Origin of the sequence: Bradyrhizobium sp. STM 3561, assembly GCF_045571455.1 — a bacterium.
Taxonomy (GTDB): domain Bacteria; phylum Pseudomonadota; class Alphaproteobacteria; order Rhizobiales; family Xanthobacteraceae; genus Bradyrhizobium; species Bradyrhizobium vignae.
The window spans coordinates 7,496,380-7,514,880 of the sequence record NZ_CP120695.1; the positions used below are offsets into that span (position 1 = coordinate 7,496,380).

Annotated in this window: 13 protein-coding genes and 2 pseudogenes; 14 read left to right on the forward strand and 1 reads right to left on the reverse strand. The window is 64.4% G+C overall.

Annotation, left to right across the window (positions count from 1 at the left end; all coding sequences use genetic code 11):
• Window positions 1-4: 4 nt before the first annotated feature.
• Entirely contained in the window at window positions 5-2,236 is a 2,232-nt protein-coding gene (locus P6U28_RS35520; protein ID WP_122405863.1) for a CHASE2 domain-containing protein, read from the forward strand.
• A gap of 209 nt (window positions 2,237-2,445) precedes the next feature.
• Here the strand turns inward: P6U28_RS35520 and P6U28_RS35525 are convergent, their stop codons facing one another.
• Window positions 2,446-4,041 (reverse strand): ABC transporter substrate-binding protein, encoded by a 1,596-nt coding sequence (locus P6U28_RS35525; protein WP_122405861.1) that lies wholly within the window; start codon window positions 4,039-4,041, stop codon window positions 2,446-2,448.
• A gap of 199 nt (window positions 4,042-4,240) precedes the next feature.
• Between P6U28_RS35525 and P6U28_RS35530 the strand changes: the two genes are divergently transcribed.
• The 13 genes and pseudogenes from P6U28_RS35530 (at window position 4,241) to P6U28_RS35590 (ending at window position 18,484) form a co-directional block, all read left to right on the forward strand.
• A complete protein-coding gene (locus tag P6U28_RS35530; protein ID WP_122405860.1) occupies window positions 4,241-5,899 on the forward strand; it encodes an ABC transporter substrate-binding protein in 1,659 nt (552 codons plus the stop codon).
• A gap of 250 nt (window positions 5,900-6,149) precedes the next feature.
• Complete coding sequence (locus P6U28_RS35535; protein WP_122405859.1) at window positions 6,150-7,103, forward strand: ABC transporter permease; 954 nt, start codon at window positions 6,150-6,152, stop codon at window positions 7,101-7,103.
• 4 nt (window positions 7,104-7,107) lie between these two features.
• Complete coding sequence (locus tag P6U28_RS35540; RefSeq protein ID WP_122405858.1) at window positions 7,108-8,010, forward strand: ABC transporter permease; 903 nt, start codon at window positions 7,108-7,110, stop codon at window positions 8,008-8,010.
• Between the two features lie 188 nt (window positions 8,011-8,198).
• Window positions 8,199-9,260 (forward strand): ABC transporter ATP-binding protein, encoded by a 1,062-nt coding sequence (locus tag P6U28_RS35545; RefSeq protein WP_162500470.1) that lies wholly within the window; start codon window positions 8,199-8,201, stop codon window positions 9,258-9,260.
• Window positions 9,257-9,454, forward strand: a complete 198-nt coding sequence (locus P6U28_RS35550) for a hypothetical protein (protein WP_129142753.1) — start codon at window positions 9,257-9,259, stop codon at window positions 9,452-9,454. The genes P6U28_RS35545 and P6U28_RS35550 overlap by 4 nt, the downstream gene beginning before the upstream one ends.
• A complete protein-coding gene (locus tag P6U28_RS35555; RefSeq protein ID WP_122405856.1) occupies window positions 9,451-10,866 on the forward strand; it encodes an amidase in 1,416 nt (471 codons plus the stop codon). Before P6U28_RS35550 ends, P6U28_RS35555 begins: the two co-directional genes overlap by 4 nt.
• The gene (locus P6U28_RS35560; RefSeq protein WP_122405855.1) at window positions 10,863-11,837 is read left to right on the forward strand and encodes an ABC transporter ATP-binding protein; all 975 of its coding nucleotides are present in this window, start codon (window positions 10,863-10,865) and stop codon (window positions 11,835-11,837) included. Before P6U28_RS35555 ends, P6U28_RS35560 begins: the two co-directional genes overlap by 4 nt.
• 93 nt (window positions 11,838-11,930) lie before the next feature.
• The gene (locus P6U28_RS35565) at window positions 11,931-12,200 is read left to right on the forward strand and encodes a GlsB/YeaQ/YmgE family stress response membrane protein (RefSeq protein ID WP_122405854.1); all 270 of its coding nucleotides are present in this window, start codon (window positions 11,931-11,933) and stop codon (window positions 12,198-12,200) included.
• 361 nt (window positions 12,201-12,561) lie between these two features.
• On the forward strand, window positions 12,562-14,310 hold the full coding sequence (locus tag P6U28_RS35570) for a type I secretion system permease/ATPase (RefSeq protein WP_122405853.1): 1,749 nt from the start codon (window positions 12,562-12,564) through the stop codon (window positions 14,308-14,310).
• Window positions 14,311-14,320: 10 nt separating this feature from the next.
• A complete protein-coding gene (locus P6U28_RS35575; protein ID WP_122405852.1) occupies window positions 14,321-15,655 on the forward strand; it encodes an HlyD family type I secretion periplasmic adaptor subunit in 1,335 nt (444 codons plus the stop codon).
• A gap of 321 nt (window positions 15,656-15,976) precedes the next feature.
• Window positions 15,977-16,737: pseudogene (locus tag P6U28_RS35580) on the forward strand (IS5 family transposase).
• Between the two features lie 5 nt (window positions 16,738-16,742).
• A pseudogene (locus P6U28_RS35585) lies at window positions 16,743-18,128 on the forward strand (AMP nucleosidase); the annotation flags it as partial.
• An 80-nt stretch (window positions 18,129-18,208) separates the two neighbouring features.
• Window positions 18,209-18,484 (forward strand): DUF1488 family protein, encoded by a 276-nt coding sequence (locus P6U28_RS35590; RefSeq protein WP_407120686.1) that lies wholly within the window; start codon window positions 18,209-18,211, stop codon window positions 18,482-18,484.
• Window positions 18,485-18,501 lie beyond the last annotated feature (17 nt).

Genomic DNA, 18,501 nt, shown 5'->3' on the forward strand with positions numbered 1-18,501 from the left:
CCCTATGAAGCGTCTCAATATCCTGCGGCGGTGGTTTGCCCAGAAGTTCGGCTTTGCGCGGCTGATGTGCCTTGCGCTGCTGGTTCTGTTTGCCGGCGCCCGCCTCTGGGATCCGCCGCCGATCCAGGAATTGCGGCTGCGCGTCTTCGACATGTTCCAGTTGATCGATCCGCGCCACAAGACGGCGCGGCCGGTCACCGTCGTCGACATCGACGACAAGAGCCTCGCCAAGCTTGGCCAGTGGCCATGGCCGCGCACGCGCATCGCCGACATGATCCAGAACCTCACCAACAACGGCGCGGTGGCGATCGGTTTCGACGTGGTGTTCTCGGAAGCCGACCGGCTCAATCCGGATTTGGTCGCGGGTCAGATGCGCTATCTCGATGACGCCACCCGCGGCAAGCTGCGCGAGCTGCCGTCCAACGACCAGATCCTGTCCGACGCGATCAAGCACTCGCGCGTGGTGCTGGGCGAGACGGGGCAGCAGAAGGTCACGTCGGAAATCGACAAGACGCTGCCCTTCACCGGCGTTGCCACGGTCGGAGAAGAGAACGCCGAGCGTTTCCTGTTCGAGTTCCCCGGTCTGCTCCGCAACGTCCCTGTCATCGAGAAGGTCGCGGCGGGGCGCGGCCTGTTCAGTATTCCAATCGAGCGCGACGGCTTGATCCGGCGCGTGCCGATGATCATGCGCGCGCAGGGCAACATCATGCCCTCGCTCAGCCTCGAAATCCTGCGGGTCGTCACGGGAACACCAACCCTGCTGGTGCGCACCGACAAGACCGGCATCCGCGCGATCCACATCAAAGGCGTCGAGATTCCGACCGACGAGAACGGTCAGCTCTGGGTGCACTATGCCCGGCAAGATCCATCGATCTACGTCTCGGCGGCCGATGTCCTCGACAACATGGTGCCGCCGAGCAAGCTTGCCGGCAAGCTGGTGCTGGTCGGCACCTCCGCGGTCGGTCTGAACGACATCAAGACCACGCCGGTGTCGCGGGCCATGCCGGGCGTCGAGATTCATGCCCAGGTGCTCGAAAGCGTGCTGACCGGCGCAGCGATCTCTCGCCCGAATTACGCGCTTGGCGTCGAATTGCTCACCGCGATGATCATCGGCATTCTGGTCATCATCTTCACCCCGAATCTCGGCCCCGTCCGTCTGGTGCTTGCCGGCGCGATGTTCGCGGCGATCCTCATCGGGGTGTCCTGGTTCTTCTACGCGCGGTACCGCTATCTCATCGACTTCACCTATCCGCTGCTCTCGACCACCGCGATCTATCTGACGCTGATCTTTGCCAGCTTCGTCCGCGAGCAGCGCCAGCGCGTGCAGATCCGCGGCATGTTCGCGCAATACATGTCGCCGGTGCTGGTCGAGCAGCTGGCGCAGTCGCCGGACAAGCTCGTGCTCGGCGGCGAGGAGCGCGAGATGACGATCATGTTCTCCGACGTGCGCGGCTTCACCACGATCTCGGAGAGCTACAAGCATGATCCGCAAGGGCTGATCGCGCTGATGAACCGCTTCCTGACGCCGTTGACCGACGTCATCATCGAGCGGAAGGGTTACATCGACAAATACATGGGTGACGCCATCATGGCGTTCTGGAACGCGCCGCTCGACGATGCCGAGCACGAGGTCAACGCCTGCGAGGCGGCGATCCAGATGCTCGAGAAGATCGATGCCGTCAACAGGGAGCGCGAGCAGGAAGCGGCCGACGGCGGCCATGTCTACATCCCGCTCAACGTCGGAATCGGTCTCAACACCGGCATCGGCGTGGTCGGCAACATGGGCTCCGACCTGAAGAAGAATTATTCGGTGCTCGGCGACAGCGTGAACCTGGCCTCGCGCTTGGAAGGCCAGTCGAAGGAGTACGGCTTTCCCATCATTGTCGGCTCCAGGACCGCACTCGCCGCCAAGGAGAAGTTCGCGATCCTCGAGCTCGACTTCATCATGGTCAAGGGCAAGACCGAGCCGGAAGTGATCTACGCCATCGCGGGCCGCGAGGACGTGATGCATTCGGGCGCGTTCCAGCGCCTGCGCAACATCACCATCGAGATGCTCGGCTGCTACCGCAGCCGCGACTGGCAGGGCGCACTAGATGCGATCGAACGGGGCCGCAAGAGCGAGGACGCCGACACGCTGGAGAAGCTGTTCAGGCTTTACGAGGCGAGGATCAGGGATTTCCAGGTCAATCCGCCGGCGGAGGGCTGGACCGGGGCATATGCGCTGCTGACGAAGTAGGGATGTGGGGTGGGCTTCGCAGTCGCCCACACTCCGTCATTGCGAGCGAAGCGAAGCAATCCAGACTGCCGCTGCGGAAAGATCCTGGATTGCTTCGCTACGCTCGCAATGACGAGTCTGCTGAGGCGATTGTGCGCAATAACCCCGGGCGGTCGCCCCAACGAAGGCCGCGACGACCACGTTCATTGAGGCGCGTGCTCGGGCGCCCCTCACTCCACCCCGATCGTCGTCAGATCCTGGAACCAGTGCTGCGCCTGCACGAAGTGCTTGATCTTCGGCGACAGTGCATGCGGGTTGGTGTCGTGGACGACCCAGACCAGCGTGGCATCATCCACGATCAGCGCATGCGCTCGCGCCAGCAATTCATCTTGCTTCGCGCTATCGAAGGTCTGCTTGGCCTCGTCGATCAGCGCGTCGACTTTCGGGTTCTTGTAGCCGCCCCAGTTGACGCCGACAGGCGCGATCTGCCCCGAATGGAAGAAGCGGACGATGGCGTAGAGCGGGTCCGAGGTGACATAGGCGATGTTGTTGGCGGTGATGCCGGCGTTCATCTCGTCGGCCGCGCCCTTGCGCCAATGCGTATAGAGCGTCTCGAGCTCGACGACCTTGAAGTCGATCTCGATGCCGATCTCCTTGAAGCTCTGCTGCAGGAATTCGTTCATCGGCAGCGACAGCATCTGCCCGGTGCCTCCTTGCGCGATGATGAAGGTGGTCTTCAGCGGTTTTGCCTTGGAGTAGCCGGCCTCCTCGACGAGCGTCTTCGCTGCAGCCAGGTCATATTTCAGTTCGAAGCTGGGTTTACCGAACCATGGACTCGACGGATCGACCTGCCCCTTGGCGGGCTTGGCGAGACCGTTCATCAGGCCGACAACCGCCTCCCGGTCGATCGCGAGGTTCAGCGCCTTGCGCAAGCGGATGTCGGTCCAGGGCGAACCCGGCAGCACGCTGAGGTGATAATTCCACACATGCGGCGTGACGTTGTCGACGAGCTTCATGCCGGCCGCCTTCAGCTGCGGCACCGCATCCGGCGCCGGCGTCTCGATCAGGTCCACTTGTCCGGCGAGCAGCGCATTGGTGCGCGTCAGCGCTTCCGGCATCGGCACCAGCACGATCTTGTCGGCCTTGGGAATCCGCTTCTTGTTCCAGTAGTCCGGATTCTTGCTGAGCTCGGCGAGCTCGCGCGGCACCAGCTTCGTCAGCTTGAACGGGCCGGTGCCGGAGGGCTGGCTTGCGAACTTGTCCCAGTCCTTACCGAGCTTTTCGTACTGCGCCGGGCTCGACACCAGGAACCAAAGCATCTGATAGGGGAAGAAGGAATCGACCGTCTTGGTGGTGATCTCCACCGTGAAGTCGTCGATCTTGGCGTAACTGGCGACGGAGGGCAGGCGGGTCTTCACCTGCGCGCTCTGCCGCTTGTCGAATTGCGGCGCTTTATCGTTGAGCACCTTGTCCAGATTCCAGATCACCGCGTCGGCGTTGAACTCGCTGCCGTCGTGAAACTTCACGCCCTTGCGGAGGGTAAAGCGCCATTTGGTCTTGTCGGCATCGTCGACCTTCCATTCGGTGGCGAGGCCCGGCACCAGCTTGCCGGGTCGATCGGCGACATCCATTTCCCAGGCCACCAGCGGATCGTAGATCGTGTAGGCGGTGAACTGATAGGCGCCGGCGCCGCGATCGGGCTGGCCCGTCGTCAGCGGAATGTCCGCCATCGAGATGCCATAGCGCACCACCGTTTCGGCGCCCGCTGAGATCGCGGACAACGCCAGCGCAAGCACGGCGAGACAGGTCGACAGACGAATACGCATGGCCCAAAGCTCCCAGGAGACGTCGAAGCCAAACGTGCAATCTTGATGCCAGAATAGGCAGCGCGCCGTTTCCGCCGGTGCGTCATCACAAGGACTTGTCGCCGCATGGGCAATTTGCAGAATAAGTTTCTCCCTGGCATAGCCATTGCATACGATTGCATCAAAATTAATCATCGAAAGCCGGAAGAGGACTGAGGCGATGCTAATCAAGAACAACAAGACCCGCGCGGCGCTGATTGCGCTCTTGGCGCTCGGCAGCGCGGCCGCATGGCCACGCGCGGTAGCTGCGGAAACTGTGCTGCGCATCGGCATGACCGCTGCCGATATTCCGCGCACCCTGGGCCAGCCCGATCAGGGTTTTGAAGGCAACCGCTTCACCGGCCTCACCATGTATGACGCGCTGACCGGCTGGGATCTGTCCTCCGCCGACAAGGCGAGCGTGGTCATCCCCGGCCTTGCCACCGAGTGGAAGGTCGACGATGCCGACAAGACAAAATGGATCTTCAAGCTGCGCCCCGGCGTCAGCTTCCATGACGGCTCGCCGTTCAACGCGGATGCGGTGGTGTGGAACGTCGAGAAAGTGCTGAAGCAAGACGCGCCGCAATTCGACGCCAGCCAGGTCGGCGTCACGGCCTCGCGCATGCCGACGTTGGCCTCCGCGAAGAAGATCGACGACATGACGGTCGAGCTCACCACCAAGGAGCCCGACAGCTTCCTGCCGATCAACCTCACCAATTTGTTCATGGCGAGCCCGGCGAAGTGGCAGGCCTTCTACGACAAGGCGGAAGGTGCCGATGCCAAGGCGAAGTCGCAGGCCGCGTGGACCGCGTTCGCCAAGGACGCCTCGGGCACCGGCCCGTGGAAGATGGCAAGCTTCACCCCGCGCGAACGGCTCGAGCTCGTCAAGAATGCGAACTATTGGGACAAGGCGCGCGTGCCCAAGATCGACAAGATGGTGCTCTTGCCGATGCCGGAAGCGAATGCGCGCACCGCCGCGCTGCTCTCCGGGCAGGTCGATTGGGTCGAGGCGCCGGCACCGGACGCGCTGCCCGAACTCAAGCAGCGCGGCTTCAAGCTCTACGCCAACGAGCAGCCGCATGTCTGGCCCTGGCAGTTCTCGCGCGTCGAGGGCTCGCCCTGGAACGACATCCGCGTGCGCAAGGCGGCGAACCTCTGCGTCGATCGCGAAGGCCTCAGGGACGGCCTGCTCGCCGGCCTGATGGTGCCGGCAACCGGCACCTTCGAGCCCGGCCATCCCTGGCGCGGCAATCCCATCTTCCAGATCAAGTATGACAAGGCGGCTGCGCAAAAGCTGATGCAGGAGGCCGGCTATGGTCCCAACAAGAAGCTGACCGTGAAGACGCAGACGTCTGCGTCCGGCTCGGGCCAGATGCAGCCCTTGCCGATGAACGAGTACCTCCAGCAGGCGCTGGCCGAATGCTATTTCGATGTGCAGCTCGACGTCATCGAATGGAATACGCTGTTCACCAATTGGCGCCGCGGCGCCAAGGATCCCAGCGCCAACGGCTCACACGCGACCAACGTGACCTATGCAGCGATGGACCCGTTCTTCGCGCTGGTGCGCTTCCTGCAATCGGGCATGGCGCCGCCGGTCTCGAACAATTGGGGCTTCATCAACAACCCCAAATTCGACGAGCTGGTGAAGAAGGCGCGTCAGACCTTTGATCCCGCCGCACGTGACGCCGCGCTCGCCGAGTTGCACGCGGCCTCCGTCGACGATGCGGCCTTCCTCTACGTCGCCCACGACGTCGGCCCGCGCGCGATGAGCCCGAAAGTGACAGGCGTCGTGCAGCCGAAGAGCTGGTTCATCGACTTCTCGCTGGTGTCGATGCAGTAGTGAGGCGCTAGCAAGGTACTCCGTGCACCCTCTCCCCTTGTGGGAGAGGGTGGCTTCGCGACAGCGAAGCCGGGTGAGGGGTCTCTTTCCGCGGACACCCCTTTCGCGTTCGTAACGACTGTATCCGCGGATAGAACCCCTCATCCGGCGCCGCAGCCGAAGCTTCGCTTCGGCGTCGACTTAAGAAACGGCCGCCGGAGGCGGCCTATGCCACCTTCTCCCGCAAGGGGAGAAGGAAGAAAGAAGACCAGTGCTCGCCTATACCGCCAGACGCATTGTCTATGTCGTCCCCATCGTCATCAGCGTGGCGCTGGTTTGCTTCCTGCTCGTGCACATCACGCCGGGCGATCCGCTGGTCGCCGTGCTGCCGGCCGACGCGTCGCAGGAGCTCGCCGCGCAGCTGCGCGCCGCCTACGGCTTCGACCGCCCGCTGCCGGTGCAGTTCGGGCTGTGGCTGCTCCGTGCCCTTCATGGCGACCTCGGCAATTCCATCGCGACCGGGCGCCCGGTTCTGGCCGAGGTCATGCGCGCGGTCGGCAACACCGTCACGCTCGCGATCGCCGCCGCCGTCATCGGCTTCACCATGGGCATTTTGCTGGGCCTGATCGCCGGCTATTTCCGCGAGACCTGGATCGACAAGGTCGCGACCTCCTTTGCCATCGCCGGCGTCTCGGTGCCGCATTACTGGCTCGGCATGCTGCTCGTCATCATCTTCTCGGTCCAGCTGAACTGGCTGCCCGCGGTCGGCGCCGGCCCCAGCGGCTCCAATTCCTGGGCCTGGGACTGGGCGCACCTGAAATATCTGGTGTTGCCGGCGATCACGACCTCGGTGATCCCAATGGGCATCGTCACCCGCACCGTGCGTGCGCTGACCGGCGACATCCTCTCGCAGGATTTCGTCGAAGCCTTGCGGGCCAAGGGCCTGCGCGAAACCGGCGTGTTCCGCCACGTCATCAAGAACGCCGCGCCCACCGCGCTCGCGGTGATGGGGCTTCAACTCGGCTACATGCTCGGCGGCTCGATCCTGATCGAGACCGTATTCTCCTGGCCAGGCTCGGGCTTCCTGCTCAACTCCGCGATCTTCCAGCGCGACCTGCCGCTGCTGCAGGGCACGATCCTGATCCTGGCGCTGTTCTTCGTCTTCCTCAACCTGCTGGTCGACATCGCCCAAGCCGCGATCGACCCGCGCATCAAGCGGGGCTAGCGGGATGAGCGAGCTTCCCTTGTCAGCCACCGCCGACGCCGCGCTGCAGGCCGCGCCTGCCACCAAGGCGCGCGGCTATTGGGCGACGGTCGGACGGCGCATCATGCGCGATAGGGTCAGCATGGCCTGCGCGCTGGTGCTGCTGCTGATCTTCCTCTCCGCGATCCTTGCACCGTGGCTCGGTCTCGAAGACCCCTACAAAGGCTCGATGATCCGCCGCTTGCGCCACATCGGCACGACAGGCTATCCGCTCGGCACCGACGAACTCGGCCGAGACATGCTGGCGCGGCTGATCTATGGCGGGCGGTTGTCGCTGGTGATCGGCATCCTGCCGGTGATTCTGGCCTTCTGCATCGGCACCTCGCTCGGTATCGTCGCCGGCTATGTCGGCGGCAAGCTCAACACCGCGATCATGCGCACGGTGGACGTGTTCTACGCCTTCCCGTCCGTGCTGCTGGCGATCGCGATCTCCGGTGCGCTCGGGGCCGGCATTCTCAACTCCATCGTGGCGCTGACCATCGTGTTCGTGCCGCAAATCACGCGCGTCGCCGAAAGCGTCACCACAGGCGTGCGCAACATGGACTTCGTCGAGGCCGCGCGCGCCTCGGGCGCCGGCGCCTTCACCATCATGCGCGTGCACATCCTCGGCAACGTGCTGGGCGCGATCTTCGTCTATGCGACGAGCCTGATCTCGGTCTCGATGATTTTGGCCGCCGGTCTCTCCTTCCTCGGCCTCGGCACGAAACCGCCGGAGCCGGAATGGGGCCTGATGCTGAACACGCTGCGTACCGCGATCTATGTCAATCCATGGGTCGCAGCCCTGCCGGGTGCGATGATCTTCGCGGTCTCGATCTGCTTCAATCTGCTCTCGGATGGCCTGCGCAGCGCCATGGACATCAGGAATTAGCGAATGATGAGAGTGACGCACACAGTTGCGGTGCTGGAGGTGCTACACCTCTCCCGAAGGGAGGGGTCGGATTGCATCTCAAGATGCAATCCGGGTGAGGGGTTACGCTCGATCGAGTTTGTCGCGCCCCCTCACTTGGCGCTGCGCGCCGACCTCTCCCCGATGTGGAGAGGTGAAGGACAACGGCCATGAGCGAAACCAACACCTCCGTCGCCATGCTGGAGCAGGTCGAGGACGTTGGCGGCGTCGCGCAGCCGCTGCTCCAGGTCAACGGCCTGACCAAGCATTTCCCCGTGCGCGGCGGGCTGTTCGCTGCCAAGCGCACCGTGCGTGCGGTCGACAATGTCTCCTTCTCCGTCGCCAAGGGCGAAACGGTCGGCATCGTCGGCGAGTCCGGCTGCGGCAAGTCCACCACCGCGCGCCTCTTGATGCATCTGATGCCGTGCGATCACGGCGACATCATCTATGACGGGATGACCGTCGGGCAGTCGTTGAGCTTACGCGAGCTGCGCCGCGGTATGCAGATGGTGTTCCAGGATTCCTACGCTTCGCTCAATCCGCGCCTGACAATCGAGGAATCCATCGCCTTCGGCCCCAAGGTCCACGGCATGGCGGACGGCACGGCCCGGGCGCTGGCGCGCGAGCTGCTCGGCAAGGTCGGCTTGCGCCCCGAAAACTTCGCCAACCGCTATCCGCACGAAATCTCCGGCGGTCAGCGCCAGCGCGTCAACATCGCCCGCGCACTGGCGCTGTCGCCGCGGCTGGTGATCCTGGACGAAGCCGTCTCGGCGCTCGACAAATCCGTCGAAGCGCAGGTGCTCAATTTGCTGGCCGACCTCAAGCGCGAGTTCGGCCTGACCTACGTCTTCATCAGCCACGACCTCAACGTCGTCCGTTACATCTCTGACCGCGTGTTGGTGATGTATCTCGGCGAAGTCGTCGAGCTCGGCCCGGTCGACCAGGTCTGGGATCAGCCGGCGCATCCCTACACGCGCGCCCTTCTCGCGGCGATGCCGTCATCGGACCCCGATAGGCGCACCGAGACGCCGCCGATCACGGGCGATCCGCCCAATCCGATCGATCCGCCCTCGGGCTGCCGCTTCCACACCCGTTGTCCGTTTGCGGAGCCGCTCTGCGCAAATGCGACACCAAAGCTCACGGCGCTGGATAATATGGGCCATGAGGCCGCGTGCTACATGGCTATACCGGGTTCAGGCCATAGCCGCGCGCCCAGGGAGAAGACCGAATGACGAGACCGACACCGAAAGAGATCAAGCCGATCGCGCAAATTGCCGGCGTGCCCGTGGACGACGAGATCGCAACCCGCATCTCCAATGCCATCGGACCTGCCTTCGAAGGCTTCGCCGCCATCGCCGGCACGCTGCCATTCGATCTCGAGCCCGCCGGCCATGTGCTCGCGCAGACGCGGAAGGTGTCGAAATGAGCACCGAGCCTGCCTTCATGCCGCTTACCGAGGTCGCGCGTGCGATCGCGATGAAGCAGCTGTCCTCCCATGAGGTGACGCGTGCGCTGCTGCACCGCATCGCGCAATGGCAGCCGCATCTCAACGCCTTCATGTCGATCGAAGCGGAAGCGGCGCTGAAGGCGGCGGATGCCGCCGATGCCGAGCTGGCCAAGGGCAATGTCCGTGGTCCGCTGCACGGCGTGCCGCTCGCGCACAAGGATATGTATTATGACGCGGGCCACGTCTCGACCTGCGGCTCCCTGATCCGCCGCGATTTCGTGCCGACCGTCACGTCCACCGCCCTGCAGCGGCTGAAGGACGCCGGCCAGGTCCGCCTCGGCACGCTGCACCTCGCCGAATTCGCCTATGGTCCGACCGGGCACAACGCCCATTACGGCCCGGTGCGCAATCCCTGGAACGTCGCGCATATTACCGGCGGCTCGTCTTCGGGCTCCGGCTCGGCGGTCGCCGCGCGGCTGACCTATGCCGCGCTCGGCTCCGACACCGGCGGCTCGATCCGCATGCCCGCGCATTTCTGCGGCGTCACCGGTCTGAAGACGACCGTGGGCCGCGTCAGCCGCGCCGGTGCAATGCCGCTGTCGCAATCACTCGACACCGTCGGCCCGCTCGCCCGCACCGCCGAGGACTGCGCGCTGTTGCTGGCGCTGATGGCTGGCCCCGATCCCGCCGATCCGACCTGCAGCCACGAGCCGCTGTCGGACTATGTCGCGGCGACGAACGGCTCGCTGAAGGGTCTCAAGATCGGCGTCCCTGCGTCTTTCTACGTCGACGATCTCGACAGCGAGGTCGCGCGCGTGCTCGACGAGACCATCGCGGTGCTCAAGCGCGAAGGTGCCGACATCGTCAAGGTCGAGCTGCCGGACCAGCGGCAATTGTCGTCGGCCAGCCAGCTCGTGCTCGCCGCCGAAGCTGCCGCCTTCCACAAGCGCTGGATGATCGAGCGTCCGCAGGATTACGGCGCGCAGGTCCTGATGCGGCTCCAGAACGGTCTCGCCGTTCCCGCCATCACCTATCTCGAGGCCATGCGCTGGCGCGGGCCTGCGCTCGCCGCCCACAACGCCGCAACCGCCGGCGTCGATGCGGTGATCGCCCCGGCCTCCCCGGTGCCGGCGCCGACGATCGAGGAGAGCGACGTCGGCGGCGGCTCGAACGCGCCGGCGCTGTTGCAGCGGCTGACGCTGTTCACCCGCCCGGTGAATTTCCTCGGCCTGCCGTCGCTCACCGTGCCCTCCGGCTTCACCAGAAGCGGCTTGCCGGTCGGCATGCAGCTGATCGGCCGCTCCTTCGATGAAGCAACCCTGCTCACCATCGGCGCCGCGTTCCAGCGCGCCACCGACTATCACGACCGGATACCGAAACTGCCGTCATGACAAAACTCGTCGAGATCTCAGGCCTCAACATCCGCTTCACCGGCGAGCGCACGGTCTATGCCGTGAACGACCTCAGCCTGTCGCTCGGCAATAGCGAGGTGCTGGGCCTGCTCGGCGAATCCGGTTCGGGCAAGAGTGTGACGCTACGTGCGCTGATGCGGCTATTGCCGAAGAAGCGCACGCAGATCTCCGGCACTGTCAATGTGATGGGACAGGACGTGCTCGCGATGAACGACGAGCAGCTATCGTCCTTCCGCGGCCAGACCGTCTCGATGATCTTCCAGGAGCCCGCGCTCGCGCTCGATCCGGTCTACACCATCGGCGCGCAGATCGCCGAAAGCGTGGTGCGCCATGAAGGCAAGAGTTTTGCAGAGGGCAGGGCACGTGCGCTGGAGATGCTCGAGGTCGTGCGCATTCCCTCCGCCAAGCGGCGGCTCGATGCCTATCCGCATGAAATGTCCGGCGGCATGCGCCAGCGCGCGATGATTGCCTTGGCGCTCGCCTGCCGGCCAAAAATCCTGCTGGCCGACGAGCCGACCACCGCGCTCGATGCCACCGTGCAGATCCAGATCCTTCTGCTGCTGCGCGAGCTGCAGCGCGAGTTCGGCATGTCCGTCATCTTCGTTACCCACGACATCGGTGTTGCGATCGAGATCTGCGATCGCGTCGCGGTGATGTATGCCGGCCAGATCGTGGAGCAGGGGACGCTTCGCGACATCGTGCGTTCGCCCGTGCATCCCTATGCCAAGGGCCTGCTCGCCTCCACCATCCACGGCGCCAAGCGCGGCGCCCGCCTGGAGACCATCCCCGGCACGCCACCCTCGCTCGCCGAGAAGCCGCACAATTGCTCCTTCGCTCCCCGCTGCGCCGTGGCCCAGCCGCGCTGCCTGGAGCAATTGCCTGCGAGTGTCGAGGTGGGGGCAGGACGAGCGGCAAGGTGTGTGCTGGCAGGGCCGGTGGTTGCAGCGTAGCCACCGCACAACCGGCGAGCCGCGAACAGCATTCACACCCCATTCATCGCGGTTCCCGTTCCATGGCTCCGTTCACGGAGAGGGACCTTACTTATGTACATTTCGAACGAAGGCCTGCTCGTCATCCTGTTCGTTGGCCTGGTCGCCGGCTGGCTTGCCGGCAAGGTGGTGCGGGGCGCCGGGTTCGGCATCATCGGCGACATCGTGGTCGGCGTCGCCGGCGCGCTGGTGGCGAGCTTGCTGTTTCCGAAGCTCGGCATTCGGCTCGGCACCGGCCTGGTCTCCGAGATCGTTTATTCCGCGATCGGCGCGGTCATCCTGCTGCTGGTGGTGCGGCTGGTGCGTGGCGGCGGCCGGCTCTAAAGCATGATCCGGAAAAGTGCGAAGCGGTTTTCCGGAAAGATCATGCGTAAACAACAAGCTAAAGCGCGATGACGATTCATCCAAATCTCATCGCGCTTTAGCCAGCCGCTCGGTTCGATCGGTCGGAACTTGTCGCCTCGCCAGAGTTGGGGAGGACGGCGGCCTCTGCACCAAAAAGCCGCAAAGCCTGTGAAATACCGGACTTGCGTGTGGGGCCGTCAGGGGTAGATGTGGTCCGTCAGGGTTCTGGATGAACTCGGCTGCGTTGGACGCAGAGCGAACGTGATGTTAATCCGGGGCGTGTACCCTGAATGCCCGTGAAATCAGGGGCTGTGGCCCCCACCTGAAAGAGATCAGACTGATGGCAGCCATCCCTGGCGTCCGCCGTTCGGAGCTCGGTGATGCCTTGCGCGCTTGTCGTACGGCATTCATCGGCGTCGGCCTGATGAGCTGCATGATCAACCTGCTCTACCTGACCGGGTCGATCTTCATGCTGGAGGTCTACGACCGGGTGCTGCCGAGCCGCAGCATTCCGACCCTGGTCGGCCTCATCATCCTCGCCAGCTTCCTCTATATGGCGCAGGGCGTGCTCGACATGATTCGCAACCGCATCCTGGGGCGGATCGGTACCTCGCTCGACGAGGCCCTCAACAAGCGCGTGTTCGACACCATCGTGCGCCTGCCGCTCCTGGTCGGCAGCCGCAACGAAGGCCTGCAGCCGCTGCGCGATCTCGACAATGTCCGCTCCTTCCTCGGCGGCATGGGCCCGAGCGCGTTCTTCGACCTGCCCTGGCTGCCGCTCTATCTCGCCATCTGCTTCGCCTTCCACGTCCTGATCGGCGTCACCGCTTTGGTCGGCGCCATCATCCTCGTCGGGCTGACACTGGTCACCGAGTTCATGTCCCGCCAGCCGGCGAAAGAGGCGATGGGTCTCGCCGCCCAGCGCAACGATCTCGCCCAGTCCAGCCGCCGCAACGCCGAAGTGATGGTTGCGATGGGCATGGCCGGCCGGATGAATCAGCGCTGGAGCGAGGCCAACGAAAAATATCTTACGGGCAATCAGCGTGCGAGCGACGTCGCCGGCGGTCTCGGCGCGGTCGCAAAAGTGTTGCGCATGATGCTGCAATCGGCCGTGCTCGCGGTCGGCGCCTATCTCGTCATCCACCAGGAGGCGACCGCCGGCATCATCATCGCCGGCTCGATCCTCTCCGCCCGCGCGCTGGCGCCGGTCGATCTTGCGATTGCGCACTGGAAATCCTTCGTCGCCGCGCGTCAGAGCTGGCAGCGCCTCACGCGTCTGCTGGAGCAGATGCCGGCGCAGACGATGCCCACCCAGCTGCAAGCGCCGACCAGCCGGCTCTCGGTCGAAGGCATCGCCATGGTGCCGCCGGGCGACCAGCGTCTCGTGGTGCAGGACATCACCTTCGCGCTCGCCGCGGGCAACGGCCTCGGCGTGATCGGCCCGAGCGGCTCCGGCAAGTCGTCATTGATCCGCGCGCTGGTCGGGGTCTGGCAGCCGGTGCGCGGCAAGGTGCGGCTCGACGGCGCGGCGCTCGATCAGTGGTCAAGCGACGTGCTCGGCCGCCATATCGGCTATCTGCCGCAGGACGTCGAATTGTTCGGCGGCACCATCGCGCAGAACATCAGCCGGTTCGATCCGGCGGCGACCTCTGAAGGCATCATCGCGGCTGCGAAAGAAGCCGGCGTGCATGAGATGATCATCAAGATGCGCGAGGGCTACAACACGCAAGTCGGCGAGCAGGGCGCCGCGCTATCGGCAGGCCAGGCGCAGCGCGTGGCGCTGGCGCGCGCGCTCTACGGCAACCCCTTCCTGATCGTGCTCGACGAGCCCAACTCCAATCTCGACACCGAGGGCGATGAGGCGCTGACCCGCGCCATCCGCTCAGCGCGCGAGCGCGGCGCGATCGTCGTCGTGGTGGCGCACCGTCCCATCGGCGTCGAGGCGGTCGACCAGATCCTGGTGCTGCGTGACGGCCGCATGCAGGCCTTCGGACCGAAGGAACAGGTCCTCGCCCAGGTGCTGCAGCCGCGCGTGACGCCGCCGGCACCGATCAAGATCGTCAGCGAAGGCGGAGTGGCCAAACCATGAGCACAAAGTCATGAGCACGATGGCCATCGGCGGCTCGAAGCCTGCCGCGAAGAAGACCGTGCGCGAGTCGATCAAGTTCCACCTGATGCTCGGTCTTGGGATCGTGCTGGTCCTCGTCGTAGGCCTCGGCGGCTGGGCCTCGACGGTGCTGATCTCGGGCGCGCTGATCGCGCCGGGTCAGATCGTGGTCGAATCCAACGTCAAGAAGGTGCAGCATCCGACCGGCGGTGTGGTCGGCGAGGTGCGCGCCCGCGACGGCGACCTGGTCAAGGCCGGCGACATCGTGGTGCGGCTCGACGACACCGTCACCAAGGCCAATCTTGCCATCGTCACCAAGAATCTCGACGCCGCGCAGGCGCGTGCGGCCCGATTGCAGGCCGAGCAGCGCGGTCTCGACAAGATCGAATTCCCGCAAAGCCTCCTTGAGCGCGCCGACGATCCCGACGTCAAGGCGCTGCTCGCCGCCGAAACCAAGCTGTTCGACGTCCGCGTCAACGGCCGCACCGGGCAGAAAGCCCAGCTGCGCGAGCGCATCACGCAGCTCAACGAGGAAATCGCCGGTCTCAGCGCCCAGGAGAAGGCCAAGGATCAGGAGATCGCGCTGGTGCAGAACGAGCTCACCGGCGTGCGCGAGCTCTACGACAAGCGTCTGGTGCAGATTTCGCGCCTAACCCAGCTCGAGCGCGATTCGGCCCGGCTCAATGGCGAGCGCGCGCAGTACATCGCCTCACGCGCCCAGGCCAAGGGCAAGATTACCGAGACCGAGCTCCAGATCATCCAGATCGACAAGGACGTGGTCAGCGAGGTCTCCAAGGACCTGCGCGAGACCAACGACAAGATCGGCGAGCTGATCGAGCGCAAGGTCGCTGCCGAAGACCAGCTCCGCCGCGTCGATATCCGCGCCCCGCAGGATGGCATGGTGCTGCAATCGACCGTGCACACGGTCGGCGGCGTCGTCACCGCGGGCGATACCCTGATGCTGATCGTGCCGCAGGCCGATGATCTTCAGGTCGAGGCCAAGGTCAATCCGGTCGACATCGACAAGCTCCAGATCGGTCAGAAGACACTGCTGCGCCTCTCCGCGTTCAACCAGCGCACCACGCCCGAGCTCAACGGCGTCGTCAGCCGCGTCTCGCCCGACGTCACCACCGACCAGCGCACCGGTCAAGGCTACTACACCATCCGCGTCTCGATGCCGCCCGAGGAGGTCGCCCGGCTCGGTGACGTCAAGCTGATTCCCGGCATGCCCGTGGAAGCCTTCGTCCAGACCGGCGACCGCACCATGTTGTCCTATCTGATGAAGCCGCTGCACGATCAGCTGATGCGCGCCTTCCGCGAGAAGTGACGCGCGACAGCGCGTCATCTTCCCTCGCCATTGCGAGCGCAGCGAAGCAATCCAGCCTGTCTCCGCGGACAGATTTCTGGATTTGCTTCGATGCGCTCGCAATGATGACTTGGCTGTCAGTTTGCTATACTGCGATTGCAAACAGCAAACCCGGCGGTCGAACAATGCAATCCCCACCCTCCATCGCCACCGAATCCTTCTCCGATGCGTCCGCGGCCGTCGCGCGGCTCGAAGAGATCTACGAGCGCAATACTAGGGTCTGTACCTAATTAGCGATCTCTGATTCCTTCGCACCAAGTTGATTCGGGATGGGGGACTTCGGTGCGCAAAGGGCTGTTCTGGCTGAACGACAAGCAGTGGGCTCAGATCGAGCCGCATCTGCCAACGAACCAGACCGGCCCGGCGCGCGATGACGATCGACGCATCATCAGCGGTATCATTCACATGCTTCAGTGCGGCGCACGCTGGCGCGATTGCCCGCCCGACTATGGTCCTTACACGACGATCTACAATCGTTTCAATCGCTGGGCTAAGCGCGGACATTGGCAGGCGATCTTTGAAGCGCTCGCCCGCTGCGGCAAGGATGGCGTGACCTTGTCCATCGACTCCACCTCGATCAAGGCGCATCGCTCGGCGAGCGGTGGAAAAGGGGGGAGCATGAACAGGCGATCGGACGCTCGCGCGGTGGGCGGACCACGAAAATCCACGCGCTGAGCGACCCTGATTGCAGACCTTGCGCATTTCATCTCACTCCGGGACAAGACGCAGATATTGCCGCAGGGCCGGCCCTTTTGAAACTCGCGCCGCCCATGTCTGCCCTCATTGGGGACAAAGGCTACGATGGCGACGGCTTTCGCGCCGAAATCGCCAATCGCGGCGCAAAGCCCGTCATTCCAAACAAATCCAACAGGGTGACCCTCCACACCTTCAGCAAACGCGCCTACAAAGGGCGCAATGTTATCGAGCGCTGTTTCTGCCGGCTCAAGGATTTCAGGCGTGTCGCAACTCGCTACGACAAACTTGCCAGGAACTTCTTGGCTGCCGTGCACCTCGCCGCCATCGTCGCCTATTGGATCAATTGAGTCTGAACCCTAGGTTCCTACGCGATCGTTTCGAAGCTTACGTCAATGGCGAGGCGATCACGTCGCGGGTCCGGGCCTATTATCCCTTCGTCCGTCTCACCACGGCGACGCATGCGCGGCTGGATTCGCGTCTCGCTTATGGCTTCGTCCATGGTCCCGGCGTGCACGAGACCAGCGTCACGCGGCCGGATCTGTTCCGCGCCTACCTCACCGAGCAGATCGGATTGCTGCTCCAGAACCACGCGGTGCCGGTCGAGATCGGCGAGTCCGCCGAGCCGATCCCGATCCACTTCGCCTATCGCCGCGACATCAACATCGAGGCCGCCATCACCACCGGCGAGAACTCCGCCGTCACGCGCTCGCTGCGCGATGCGTTCGATGTGCCCGATCTCGCGACGATGGACGATTCGATCGCCGACGGCACTTTCGAGCTCCAGCCGGGCGCGCCCGAGCCGCTGTCCCTATTCCGCGCCGCCCGGGTCGATTACTCGCTGCGCCGGCTCTATCACTACACCGGCACGGACCCTGAGTATTTCCAGAACTTCGTGATCTTGACCAACTACCAGTTCTATGTCGAGGCCTTCGTACAACTCTGCCAGCAGCGGCTTCAGTCCGGCGAGGCTGGTCTCGATGGCTTCGTCGCGCCCGGCAATGTGATCACATGCAGTGGCGGCGTCACCAGTGGGACGGCGCCGGAGCGCGCGCCGCAGATGCCGGCTTTCCATCTGATCGCGCCCGGCTATCGCGGCATTACCTTGATCAATATCGGCACCGGTCCATCCAATGCGCGCAACGTCACTGACCACGTCGCGGTGCTGAGGCCGCACGCCTGGTTGATGCTCGGCCATTGCGCGGGCCTGCGCAACACGCAGCGCCTCGGCGACTACGTGCTCGCGCACGGCTATGTGCGCGAGGATCACGTGCTCGATCGCGAGTTGCCGCTTTGGGTGCCGATCCCAGCGCTGGCCGAAATGCAGGTCGCGCTCGAGGAGGCGGTCGAGGATGTCACGGGGCTCGAAGGCTTCGAGCTCAAGCGCCTGATGCGCACCGGCACGGTGGCGAGCGTCGACAACCGCAACTGGGAGATATCCGGGCCCGACGTGATCCGCCGCCTGTCGCAATCGCGCGCGGTCGCGCTCGACATGGAATCGGCTGCCATCGCCGCCAACGGTTACCGCTTCCGTGTTCCCTACGGCACGCTGCTGTGCGTCTCCGACAAGCCGCTGCACGGCGAGATCAAGCTCGCCGGCATGGCCAGCGAGTTCTACCGCCGCCGTGTCGGTCAGCATCTCGAGATCGGCCTGAAGGCGCTGGAGCGACTGAAGCAGCAGGAATCCGAGCGACTGCATTCGCGCAAGCTTCGCAGTTTTGCCGAAGTCGCGTTCCAGTAGGAGCGAAGCTGCACTTTGCTGCTGACAATTGCAGCGATTTTCCGCATTGTCCGGTGGTGGGGCTCGACCGGGAAGACTTGATGCCGCTGACGCGCGACAAGATCATCGGCCATGACCTTGAACGGCTGGCCTTTCGCTTCACCATGCTCAATGACGGCGATGTGGTGCAGTGCCAGATCAGCGACGCCGCGATGGACGAGCTCGCGGGCATGCAGGGCACCGAAAGCAGTGCGCGGCAGGCGCAATTCCTGTCGCTGCGCGAGACCATCGAGCGGCTCGCGTCGGATCTCTACGACGAGGCGCCGCGGGTGAGGGGGCACGTGGTGCGGTTCTTCACGCGGCATTTGGGGCGGTAGCTGCTGCTATCGCTCCA

What these genes read in the sequence shown, in the direction of transcription:
- P6U28_RS35520 (WP_122405863.1), top strand. Translation starts at nt 5, where the DNA reads ATGAAGCGTCTCAATATCCTGCGGCGGTGGTTTGCCCAGAAGTTCGGC.
- P6U28_RS35525 (WP_122405861.1), bottom strand. Translation starts at nt 4,041, where the DNA reads ATGCGTATTCGTCTGTCGACCTGTCTCGCCGTGCTTGCGCTGGCGTTG.
- P6U28_RS35530 (WP_122405860.1), top strand. Translation starts at nt 4,241, where the DNA reads ATGCTAATCAAGAACAACAAGACCCGCGCGGCGCTGATTGCGCTCTTG.
- P6U28_RS35540 (WP_122405858.1), top strand. Translation starts at nt 7,108, where the DNA reads ATGAGCGAGCTTCCCTTGTCAGCCACCGCCGACGCCGCGCTGCAGGCC.
- P6U28_RS35545 (WP_162500470.1), top strand. Translation starts at nt 8,199, where the DNA reads ATGAGCGAAACCAACACCTCCGTCGCCATGCTGGAGCAGGTCGAGGAC.
- P6U28_RS35550 (WP_129142753.1), top strand. Translation starts at nt 9,257, where the DNA reads ATGACGAGACCGACACCGAAAGAGATCAAGCCGATCGCGCAAATTGCC.
- P6U28_RS35555 (WP_122405856.1), top strand. Translation starts at nt 9,451, where the DNA reads ATGAGCACCGAGCCTGCCTTCATGCCGCTTACCGAGGTCGCGCGTGCG.
- P6U28_RS35560 (WP_122405855.1), top strand. Translation starts at nt 10,863, where the DNA reads ATGACAAAACTCGTCGAGATCTCAGGCCTCAACATCCGCTTCACCGGC.
- P6U28_RS35565 (WP_122405854.1), top strand. Translation starts at nt 11,931, where the DNA reads ATGTACATTTCGAACGAAGGCCTGCTCGTCATCCTGTTCGTTGGCCTG.
- P6U28_RS35570 (WP_122405853.1), top strand. Translation starts at nt 12,562, where the DNA reads ATGGCAGCCATCCCTGGCGTCCGCCGTTCGGAGCTCGGTGATGCCTTG.
- P6U28_RS35575 (WP_122405852.1), top strand. Translation starts at nt 14,321, where the DNA reads ATGAGCACGATGGCCATCGGCGGCTCGAAGCCTGCCGCGAAGAAGACC.
- P6U28_RS35590 (WP_407120686.1), top strand. Translation starts at nt 18,209, where the DNA reads ATGCCGCTGACGCGCGACAAGATCATCGGCCATGACCTTGAACGGCTG.